Here is an 11552-nt window from a genome sequence, read left to right as displayed (position 1 = left end):
AATTAAAAGATTCATATATTACTATTTTTGTATAAATCGTGATACAAAAACGCTTCCAAACAAAATAAAATTAAATTATAAGTTTCACACAAAGGAGGAAATCTAAGAGAATTAAAAAAATAAGTATAAACAGCCAAATTGAGGCAAAAATTGCGTATTTAGTTTATTGGATAAAGACTTATAAATAAATGAAAAATAATTTATAAAATGGGTTGTGATTATATGATCTTAAAAGATTTCCGTATAGAATACCAAGAGAATCCAGTTGGAATAGATGTTAGTAAACCTCGTTTTTCCTGGAAATTGGTTTCACAAGAGGAGAATGTTTTACAGACTGCTTATCAAATTATAGTAACAGAAGAGGAAAAGATTGTTTGGGAAACCGGCAAAAGGGAAAGTAGCGACTCTGTATTAATTAGTTATGAGGGACTTCAACTTGAAGCTTCTACCTTGTACGAGGTTACGGTTGAGGTTTGGGATAACAAAGGAAATCAGGCTTTGGTACAAGGAAGTTTTGAAACAGGATTATTAAATGGAACAAACTTTAGTGCTGAATTTATTACACATGAATTCCCATCTGAAGAAACGGCATGTCCTGTTTTTATCAAGGAATTTGAGGTCGAAAAAGAGATTAAGAAAGTCCGAGTCTATGCTACTGCTTTAGGAGTATATGAAATTAAAATTAATGGAGAAAAAGTGGGAGACACTTTTTTTGCACCGGGTTGGACCAATTATAAAAAACGACTGCAATACCAGACCTATCAAGCAGATAAAATGCTCCAAAAGCAAAATAAGATTGAAATAACAGTTGGAAACGGCTGGTATAAAGGGATCTTTGGCTTTGCTATGACACCAAATATTTATGGAGACCGAGTCGCTGCTTTAGCTGAGATTCATATTACTTATTCTGATGGAACAATAGAAATCATTAAAACCGATGAAAGCTGGAAGGTGACAACTGGAAAGATCCGTAGCAGTGAAATTTATATGGGAGAAACGATTGATTCCACTTTTAAAGAGGGAAGGCTCTATAGCACAGTAGGATATTCTTTTAACAAAGATCTAATTATTGGGCAGGAAAGTGAGCCTGTAAGTATTACCGAAAAAATTCCGGCTAAAGATTATTTTGTAACCCCAAAAGGGGAGAAGTTAATCGACTTCGGCCAAAACATGACTGGTTTTGTAGAGGTCAAGGTAAAAGGTGAACCAGGGCAGAAAATTACAATCCGCCATGCAGAAGTATTGGATAAAGAGGGAAATTTTTATCCGGACACTCTTCGCCAGGCAATCTCACATGATATTTATATTTGTAATGGTGAGGAACAAACTTTCCTTCCACACTTTACCTTCCATGGTTTCCGTTATATTTGCATTGAAGGACTGGAAGAAATAGATCTTGAGAATTTTACTGCCTGTGTACTTCATACTGAAATGGAAGAGACAGGTTCATTTAATTCTTCTAACCCGCTAGTAAACCAGCTGCAAAGTAATATTCAGTGGGGGCAGAGAGGTAACTTCCTAGACATCCCTACCGATTGTCCACAAAGAGATGAAAGGCTGGGATGGACAGGTGATGCACAAGTATTTGCCGGCACAGCTGCCTATAATCGGAATGTTGCGTTATTTTTCACAAAATGGCTGCGTGACTTAGCATCCGAACAGACGGCTGAGTTCGGAGTTCCTCATGTGATTCCCAATATTTTAGGGAATCAGGAAGGGGCAGCAGCATGGAGTGATGCAGCTGTCATCATACCATGGGTTATGTATCAGACTTACGGTGATGTGAGGGTTTTGGAAGAACAATATGAAAGTATGAGAGGCTGGGTTGATTATATTACCTCACGTTGTGGCAGCAATGGATTATGGCAGACTGGTTTTCAGTATGGCGACTGGTTGGCGTTAGATAAAGAAGAAAGTGCGGACCGGACAGGGGCCACTGACAAATACTTAGTCGCAAATGCGTACTATGCTTATTCTACAGATATTCTAAGAAAGACGGCAGGAATTCTCAATTATATAGAGGATGTAGAGAAATACGATGACTTATATGTGAAAATTAAACAGGCATTTAATGAGGAATACATTACTGCCACTGGAAGAATGGTAAGTGAAACCCAGACAGGCTGTGTATTGGCACTTTATTTTGATCTGGCTGAGGAAAAGTACCGGAAACGAATTTTAGAGTCTTTGGAAACCAATATTGCCAATCATAAAAACCATCTTTCAACAGGCTTTGTAGGAACTCCTTATTTAAGCCATACTTTGACGGAAAATAATCATCATGATTTAGCTGGAGTTCTATTTTTACGAGAGGATTATCCATCCTGGCTTTATTCTGTAAAAATGGGTGCTACAACCATTTGGGAGCGTTGGAATTCCATTTTACCAAATGGGGACTTTGATACCTCTGGTATGAATTCCTTAAACCACTACGCTTATGGTTCCATTGGGGATTGGATGTACCGAAAACTGGCAGGCATCAATCAGCTAGAGCCAGGGTATAAGAGAATATTAATAAAGCCACAGTTCATAAAAGGAATCACTTCAGTGGAAGCAACTTTTAATTCCGTTTATGGTGAAATAAAAAGTGCATGGTCATGCAAGGATAAATCGATCAAGGTTGATGTGGAAATTCCTGCAAATACTACTGCAGTATTATATCTTCCAGAACAGGATAAACCAATGAAATTGGGCTCTGGCTGCTATCATTTTGAATATGCGACAGAAACCTCTTTGGAAGTAGACAGGTTTACTTTTGATTCTACTCTAAAGGAAATCCTGGATGAGCCTCTAGCTATTGAAGTTTTGAATCAATATTCACCGGAATTACTGAACAATCCAATGATTCAGTTTGCCTATCAGTTAACTATAAATGAAATAATAGCTAGTGCCCCAGGTGAATCAGAACAATTATTTAAAATGGTTATCGATACCCTAAATCAAAGTCAGAATGAAGTTTTAACAAATTAATATGCATTATGGTAAACAAAGAACCAAGATCGATAGGATAATCCTCTCGATCTTTTTTTGAAAAGGGGAAAACCAATATGAAAACTAACACTATTTAATATACAATTACTCCTATTTTTGTACATATTACAATATAAAATTACTTTTTATTTTAATAGAATGTTTCTAACTTAAGGTTTTAAAGTTCCGCAGTAGTGTAATAGAGGAGTGAAAAGATTGAATCATAAAAAAACAATTTTTTTAACAGGTGCATCAGGGAACATGGGGTATGAAGGGTTTAAGCAATTGCTTAATAGAAGAGATCGCTTTAATATTGTGGCATTGGTATTACCGACAGAGAAAGATAGAAAAATAATGACCAAATATGAGAAAGAGCCTGGCGTTAAAATCGTTTGGGGAGATTTAACAAATTATCATGACGTTTTAAAGTGTGTAGAAGGAGCCGATTACGTCCTCCATGTAGGAGGGATGGTATCTCCGGCGGCAGACTATCTTCCAACTATGACTACTAAGGTGAATTTAGGGGCAGTTAGAAACATTATAAATGCTATTAAAACCCAACCTAATCCCGATGGAATTAAACTGGTTTATATCGGGACAGTGGCTGAAACAGGGGATAGAAATCCTCCTATTCACTGGGGAAGAACCGGGGACCCAATTAAGATTAGTATTTATGATAATTATGCAATTACAAAAACCATTGCCGAAAGAGAAGTAATTGAATCTGGTTTAAAGTATTGGGTGTCTTTAAGGCAAACAGGGGTTTTATATAGTGGACTTTTAAACCAATTGGATCCAATAATGTTTCACGAACCGGTAAATGGTGTATTTGAATGGGCTACTGCCCGTGATTCAGGCAGACTTTTAGCAAACGCTTGTGAGGATGATATACCGGAAGATTTTTGGAGAAGAATTTACAATATTGGCGGCGGTGAAAAATATCGGACTACCAATTATGAATTCATGCAAAAAAGTTTTAAAGCGTTAGGCATGAATGATTTTAGAAAGGTATTTGATTTGAATTGGTTTGCAACGAGAAATTTCCATGGGCAATGGTATGAGGATTCAGATGTATTAGAAGAATATCTGCACTTTCGAAGCGGGTCTGTCGATGAGTTCATCGATGAGTTAAAAGCAAGTGCACCCTTTAGCATGAAATTAGCTAAATATGTACCATCTTTCATCATAAAAAAATTTATCATGGAACCAGTAGCTAATAAAGAACTCGGAACGATGTATTGGATTAAAAATAACGATAAGGACCGAATCTCTGCTTTTTTTGGTACTAGAGAAGAGTGGAATAAGATACCAACTTGGGATAATTTTAAGTTGGCTGAACCATCAAAACAACCGATTCGCCTTAATCATGGATATGATGAGAGCAAACCTAAAACTGAATTAGATATAGAAGACATGAAGGATGCAGCGGAATTTAGAGGAGGAAAATGCTTATCTACTTATATGGTAAAAGGTGATTTAGCTGCAAAACTCCAGTGGCGTTGTGCTTTTGGTCATGAATTTGAGGCTAGTCCAACCCTAATCTTATTAGGGGGTCATTGGTGTCCAGACTGTTTCCCTGCTCCATGGAACTATGATGAAGAAGCTAAAAGGAATCCGTTTTTTGCACAAGTGTGGTACCCGCTACATGAAAAACATGAAAATAATTATTATTCACAGGATATTATTCAGGATATGAAATCGTAGATAATTTATATTTAAGCAATATTAAGTAGAGCCTTCAGTTAAAAATTATGATGGAGATCACATAGGATGATAGACATCGCAAGGGAGCTAAAGCAGATGCGTGTGAAAAAGATTGTTGTGAACCTTCAACGCGGCCTTCAAGCTTATAATGCTACTGAGTTTGTGAAAGAAGCAATAAAAAATAGTAGTGATATAAAGATTTTGAAGGATGGAAAGTTGTTAGCAGCTAAAAGTATTATGGGTGTTATGTGCTTAGCAATTAGAAAGGGAGAGGAAATTACCCTTATTGCGGATGGAATTGATGAAAGTAATGATATAAAATCCTTAGAGACATTCCTTACAAAGGAAAGATAATAGTAATTGGGTAAAAACTAAAAGTATGTTACAAGGTGTTGGATTTAACTTTCTGTTAAATACTAAAATTACAACTTTAAAATAAACGTTCTTCTAGTTAACTATATGGGCGTCTATTAGTAAATAGATAAGTAAGTGAGAGTGATAATAATGTGGAAAAACTCAGCATAGAGGAATTGATTGAAATTTACAATGATGCGATTAGGCTTGATATATGTAAAGACTTTATTTTGTTATTGTCAGAAGAAATAAAAAAGCGGTATTTTTAATGTTTTTTAATAAATATATTGTTAATAAATAGGTTTAATATGGAATATGAAATCTAGAAACTTGTCACTTCCTTTTTTAGGGGTTAAGTGTTGGGTGTAATAACTCCCACTAATACCTAAAAAAGGAAAGTGGCATTTTTTTGCTTATAAAGTCATCTAATATAGGATTTAATTTATCAGATGAAAGAACTAAAAGACAAAACTTCAATCCTTCCATGTTTTTGAAACACAGTGTATAAAGTTTATAGAATGTCAATCACGGCAAGTAGCTTCAATTCTACTAGTTACATTCATATAATTAAAAGCACAAATATGAAATAATAAAGATAAGACTGGTGCTAGAATAATAATTTAATTAAGTGAGGGAGAAAATACTTAAGCTAATTATGTGTAGGATATCACAATGCAGATATTATTATTCAGTCAAACATATATTTGAACATGAAGAAGCTTATAGTGTCGACCTAGGAAAAAATTATGTAGGAGAGACAGTGCAAGGGGGAAATTACGCTGCTGCTGACTGTTTAAAGGCAAGGGGCAAAGATAAATATCAAACAGTAAATAATATGAAAAGAGGTTGGATATGAATTTTTTTAAACACTTTTTCAAAGATGATGTAGTGATAAAAGTTTTTTCTTTGGTGATTTTAGTTATAATGCTTTTCAGCTTAAAAGGATTATTGAATCTATTTCTTCTTGCATTTATTTTTTCCTATCTTCTTAACAGCTTGCAAATTTTTCTGTTCAAGCATATTCAAAAAGTGTTTCCGAAAATGAAAGAGAAATTTATTACCATCGGTATGTTTTTAAGCATCATTTTGGTTGTAGTCTTTGGTTTAGCCCAATATATCCCTCGTTTAACAAAGGAATTGATTGGTGTCAGTAAAAAAGTGACCACTTTCGATTTCCAATACTATTTGGACAAATTTACTTTTATTAAGGCTAGCAGTTTTGAAACATACGCAAAAGAAGGCCTTACCTCTGTTTTTCATGCCCTTCCGCACATCAGTGAAATCAGCCTTCAATTCATTATCGCTTTGATTCTCACTTTCTTCATCCTAATTGGAAAAAAAGATATTGTGGAATTTTGTCAGAGACTTGAAGGCAGTAAGTTTAAACCGATTTATAACTATTATAAGTATTTAGGAATTAACTTTGCCAATACTTTTGGAAAAGTGCTTCAAATCCAAATCCTAATTTCTTTCATCAATGCATCGCTTTCTTTAATCGGGTTATCCATATTAGGTTTCGATAAGGTGCTTGGTCTAGCTTTCATGATGTTCATCCTTGGTATTATTCCCGTCGCTGGTGCAATTATTAGTTTTATTCCCCTTGCGATTATCGGATTTACCATCGGAGGCGTAACAAAAATCATCTGGTTGATAGTGATGATTGCTGGTTTACACGCGATCGAAAGTTATGTGCTAAATCCAAGACTGATGTCACACGAAACAAAAGTTCCAATGTTTATCACATTCATAACGTTAACTATTTCCGAGCATTTCTTGGGCATCTGGGGATTGCTTCTGGGAATTCCTTTATTGATGTTCCTTTTGGATCTTTTTGGAGTGAAAATTAAGGACAAATAAATGTTCAAAGATGGAACACCCTTTCTTTGGTAGGTTTCGTTGCCTATATTTCACCAGAGAACGGGTGTTTTTTGCTATTTAGGTTTAAATAGGAATTCAATTGTAACAAGGCCTCAGGTATTTTATTTACTTAGAAACCTCGAGTTCTTAAATGAATTACTCATTATAAATCTGTTATCCATGTATCAGGTTGAACATAGAGTTTTTTTTGAAATAATCATAGAGGAACTGCCTGTATATTATAAGATTAACCCCTCACTAAAGGGGGAAGTATTGTCCAGCAGGTGGCAGAACAGGGGCGTTATTCTTGCTGCGGGCAGGCGGTTCACTTGTTCCAACCACTGCAGGACGACGCTGAAAAGGCCGTCAATGACGAATTTAAAGGTACATAGATAGGCATAGCGTTGCAGCCCAAGGCTAGAACGAGCCAGGATGTCCATTTCCATGGCGCGTTCGGTAGCCTTGGTCGTGAAGGTGGGGCTGCGGTGGCATAGGGTGATATAGAGCTCACGATTTTGTTCCAAAAACAGAAGCAGCTTTTCAATGTTGCGCGGCAAATCGTCACGAGAGGTGCCGCCTTTGGCATAAAAGATGCCCTCGTTTATGTCGTGGAGCAGTTGGTCTTCAATTTCAGCCAGTAGCTCGCTTGTGTTTTGATAATGAGCGTAAAAAGTGCTGCGGTTTACTTCCGCTTGCTGACATAGCTTCTTGACACTAATGCTGGTCAAATCTTGGTCATTTAGCAGTGTAATCAGGGCCTGCTGCAAACAAATTTTGCTGTACATGACTCGCCGATTCTTCTTCGACATCACTTTTAACCTCCTTCAATAGATTTTTTGTACTGAGTATTCCGACAATTTCAGTCTATTTGTTGGTCCTAAAACACAATTGAGAAAAGTGCTGTGGTGTTTGTAATAACGGCCATATATATTGATTATAGTGAACAGCGAACACACCGTCAAACACTCTTAAGAAAACAATGGGGGTCAAAATCATAGGTTGCTAGGGCAACGTCACCCAGCTTCCTGTCCTTTATCAACGATAACCTTCCTGCAAGGTTCGAACACCATGGTGCCTTTTGGGGGAAATCTTGATTTTGGACTTAGAGGTCCACTTGGATGGGTAGCGGCAAATCCTGAGAATGCAAAAAAGGAATAGAAAGTTTAGAAGTGACTCTTGTCGATCCCAAGCAAACATTCAACTAAACTGAAAGGGGGTGATTAGATGACATAATGGTGGAAGATGCCGAAACTATGTCATAGAAAATACCAAATAGTTTACAAGGTGCCCTACGATTATGGTTTACCTGCATTTTTCTTGGAACAGTCAGTTATATGCGATTGGGGAAGCAGATTATTTAAATTATCGAAAGGGGAAATTTTTAAATGGGAAAGCGATTTAAATTAGAGGATTATCAAGGAAAAGATTTATTGAAAGAGGTAGGCTTTGATCGTGTACCCACCCAAATTATAGAGAAGAGTGTGCCGGAGTTACTCAACCTGAAGGGCAAGAAGGCTGTGGTTACTGGAGCTGGAGGGCCGGGTTTGGGTCAAGCTTGTGCCAACCGGTTGGCAGGAAGCGGAGCAGATGTCGCGGTGGTAGATATAAATTTTGAAGGGGCTAAAAGGGTTGCTGAACAAATAACAGAGCGTTGGGGGACAAGGGCTATCCCGGTGAAGGGTGACATCACCGACTGGGAAGATGTGCAAAGGATGATGCGTGAGAGTCATGAAAAGCTTGGCGGCATTGATATCTTGGTGAACAATGCCGTTGCAGGTATGCACTTTGGGGATTTTGTGACGGCTACTAAGGGGGATATAGACAAGACAGTTCAGGGGACGTTGACGCAACTAATATATTTGTGTCGTACGGTTCTTGACTATATGATTCCACAGGGGAGCGGTCGCATTATCAATGTCGGCGCTGAAGGAGGTCGTACGGAAATCCCAGACTTGTGCATTTACGACGCCTGCAAGGCTGGCGTGCACGGTTTTACACGTAATCTCTCTGCCGAGGTCGCTCGCCACGGCATTTACGTTCTCGGCGTTGCTCCTGGCGTAATGATGCACGAAGGATTACAATATCTAATGAAAAATCCAACTAAGGAAAATTGGCCAGCTATAGAGCCTATGCTCGCTGCCTATGACAAAGTGGAACTTGAACGGGTTGAACTTCCTGAGGAAGTTGCGAATATGGTAGCCTTCCTTGCCTCGGATGCCGCTAGTTCTATGTGCGGTGTGACAGTTAATATGGGCGGTGGCATATCAAAGGGGGGCTGATTCGGGAGTTGCACCCTAAGCGCGATTCATTTAGGGAAATTTGCTTCCCTTTACCAAAAACCTAATGTAGTTGCATAAAAGCATACTTAGAAATAGGGATAAGGAAAATTGTCATTTACATTTTAACTATTTTTTGAAATGTGAATTCATACATTAAAAGGTGAGCTCATTCATCACTCCCTTCTTCTGCATCGTCCATGCTCCTCCTTATATTGGAAGGGGAAGTATAAAGAAAATTATGAGTAGGCAGGATTTAAAAGGTACTTTTTGGGTCCTGCATTACTTCATATAGACAATATTTAATAGAATATAATTGTATAAAAGAGAAAGTGGTGATTATATTGGCAAAGATACTGGTACAATATGAAATGCCGAAAAATCAAGTGGGTTTTGAAAGACACTACTTTGATGTTCATATCCCTCTTGCTAAGAAACTGCCAAATTTAAAAAATGTTTCAGTTTCAAGGGTTCTTCAATCACAAAATACTGAAGCAGACTTGTTCCTGGTTGGGGAACTAGAATTTGAAGATATAAATCTCTTAAATGAGGCATTAGTATCTGAAGCAGGGCAGGAAGTTCAAAAAGACGGCTTTAATCTCCTCGAGTTTTTACATAGACCACCAGCATTTATCATACTTGAATAAAATAAAAAGGAATAAGGCACTAGCAATAGTGTCTTTTTTATTTAGAAAATATGTGGGACCAATCATTGGCTATGCTCCCGTTGCACTTGTCATTGTTTTATATAAATAAACTAGAGAAACATACAAAAATGAAATTTAAATAACAAATCTAAAATATCAAAATGAAACCGCATTCTATAATAAAGTATGTCAATGAAGCCACAAACTAACTGATTAAAGGGGGGAACATTAGGGGAGTAGTGTCAGGCAGAAAATATGGGTCATTTTTAGGGCTTAGTGCAAATATCAAACGTTCCCCGCTTTGTGGACGGAATCTGGTGAATACTTCCTCAAAAGATCCCTCCACTGATTCTGGTATTTTGCCAATCCTATAATCAAAAAATAAGGAGGATTAAGATGATATCCGAAACAGTAAATTCGACTGAATTAAAGAAGACCACACCGTTAAAAAGGCTTATAACCGCCTTAATTATAGGTGACCTTGGGGCATACATTGGTTTACTTACAGTTGGATCGATTTTATTGACACTAAGAGTCAATGAAATCGATCCAAAGGGCGCTATTACTTCATATGGTTTAATTGCTGGAATTGGCTCAGCTGTGGCTATCTTTTCGATGCCAATTGGTGGCTTTATAAGTGATCGTATTCGTTTGAAATTTGGGAAAAGAAAAACAATCATAGTTGTAGGAGCAATTTTGGGAGTTTTATCGCTTATGTGTATGGCTGTATCAACCAACCTTCTTATGTTGGGGTTTTTTAACTGCTTAATGGCTTTTGGTCTGAATATAGCACAGGCAGGTTATTCAGCACTGCTTGTAGATCAGGTTCCTGAATCGAAGCGTGGGAGAGTATCAGGACTTCTAGGTGTTTTGGGTATGGCTGGTATGCTTATTGGATTGGTACTTATGTCAGTAATGACGAAATCATCGAACATAGGAAAATTTGGCTTAATTAGTGTGATTTTAGCAATTGGAACTATAATTGCAGTTATTTTGATAAAAGACGCACCTGCTGAACGTAGAAATTTGGAAAAGTCTAGAGAAGATAAAGTTCAAATAGGGAAGGTAATCTCAAGTATTTATCCGAGTCCCCGTAAGTACCCATCTTTCACCTGGGCCATGTTAACAAGAGCTTTTTTAACTTTAGCAGCTATGAGCACGACATATAATGCCATGATGTTTATTCAGCGTTATCACTATACACCTGAGGCCACTACAAAGTTTACTGCACTGGTATCGTTTGCAGGAATGCCGGCTATGATAATTGCTAGTCTTCTAGGAGGATTTCTGTCTGACAAGTTAAGGAAACAAAAGATCTTTATCATATTTTCTGCTATTTTAGCTGGCTCAGCTCTTTTAGTTTATGCCTTTGCGCCTAACTTTACTTCTATATTAATTGCAACCATCATTCTCCAATTTGGATATGGACTATATACAGGAGTGGATCTCGCTATGGTAGCTAGAATTCTTCCAAGAAAAGAAGACACCGCAAAGGATATGGGGATTATGAATATAGCGCGCACTATCCCACAAACCATAGTACCATTTATTGTGCCATTTCTATTAGGAATAGGAAGCTGGTCATTCGTATACTGCTTCCTTGCAGTATGTGGATTGCTAGGTGCCATTACTGTACTGCCTATTCCTGATCTATCACGCAAGTCAACTGATGATGTTAGTTATAACAACAACGATAATAGTATCAATATAGAAATTAATTGATAGAAAAGTATTTTTGGAGGTA

General features: G+C 37.3%; 9 protein-coding genes. 8 read left to right on the top strand and 1 reads right to left on the bottom strand.

Annotation, left to right across the window (positions count from 1 at the left end; all coding sequences use genetic code 11):
* Positions 1-222: 222 nt before the first annotated feature.
* From V7077_RS19345 to V7077_RS19330, 5 genes are all read left to right on the top strand, one after another.
* On the top strand, positions 223-2970 hold the full coding sequence (locus tag V7077_RS19345) for a family 78 glycoside hydrolase catalytic domain (protein WP_335504907.1): 2748 nt from the start codon (positions 223-225) through the stop codon (positions 2968-2970).
* Between the two features lie 216 nt (positions 2971-3186).
* Positions 3187-4674, top strand: coding sequence for an NAD-dependent epimerase/dehydratase family protein (locus V7077_RS19340; protein WP_335504905.1), 1488 nt, complete (start codon positions 3187-3189; stop codon positions 4672-4674).
* 66 nt (positions 4675-4740) lie between these two features.
* Complete coding sequence (locus V7077_RS19335) at positions 4741-5028, top strand: HPr family phosphocarrier protein (protein WP_420489682.1); 288 nt, start codon at positions 4741-4743, stop codon at positions 5026-5028.
* Positions 5029-5180: 152 nt separating this feature from the next.
* On the top strand, positions 5181-5297 hold the full coding sequence (gene sda / locus V7077_RS27780) for a sporulation histidine kinase inhibitor Sda (RefSeq protein WP_420489681.1): 117 nt from the start codon (positions 5181-5183) through the stop codon (positions 5295-5297).
* A 583-nt stretch (positions 5298-5880) separates the two neighbouring features.
* Positions 5881-6885 carry an AI-2E family transporter gene (locus V7077_RS19330; protein ID WP_335504903.1) on the top strand — a complete coding sequence of 335 codons (1005 nt, stop codon included), beginning with the start codon at positions 5881-5883 and terminating at the stop codon, positions 6883-6885.
* A 239-nt stretch (positions 6886-7124) separates the two neighbouring features.
* Here the strand turns inward: V7077_RS19330 and V7077_RS19325 are convergent, their stop codons facing one another.
* Positions 7125-7694 (bottom strand): TetR/AcrR family transcriptional regulator, encoded by a 570-nt coding sequence (locus V7077_RS19325; RefSeq protein WP_335504902.1) that lies wholly within the window; start codon positions 7692-7694, stop codon positions 7125-7127.
* Positions 7695-8270: 576 nt separating this feature from the next.
* On the opposite strand from V7077_RS19325, the gene V7077_RS19320 reads away from it, so the two are divergent.
* From V7077_RS19320 to V7077_RS19310, 3 genes are all read left to right on the top strand, one after another.
* On the top strand, positions 8271-9164 hold the full coding sequence (locus tag V7077_RS19320) for an SDR family NAD(P)-dependent oxidoreductase (protein WP_335504900.1): 894 nt from the start codon (positions 8271-8273) through the stop codon (positions 9162-9164).
* A gap of 341 nt (positions 9165-9505) precedes the next feature.
* A complete protein-coding gene (locus V7077_RS19315) occupies positions 9506-9808 on the top strand; it encodes an EthD family reductase (protein ID WP_335504897.1) in 303 nt (100 codons plus the stop codon).
* Between the two features lie 396 nt (positions 9809-10204).
* A complete protein-coding gene (locus V7077_RS19310; RefSeq protein WP_335504895.1) occupies positions 10205-11530 on the top strand; it encodes an MFS transporter in 1326 nt (441 codons plus the stop codon).
* Positions 11531-11552: the final 22 nt, after the last annotated feature.

The organism is Neobacillus vireti (assembly GCF_036962465.1).
Taxonomy (GTDB): domain Bacteria; phylum Bacillota; class Bacilli; order Bacillales; family Cytobacillaceae; genus Neobacillus; species Neobacillus vireti_B.
This window is presented reverse-complemented; position numbering and strand designations above follow the sequence as displayed.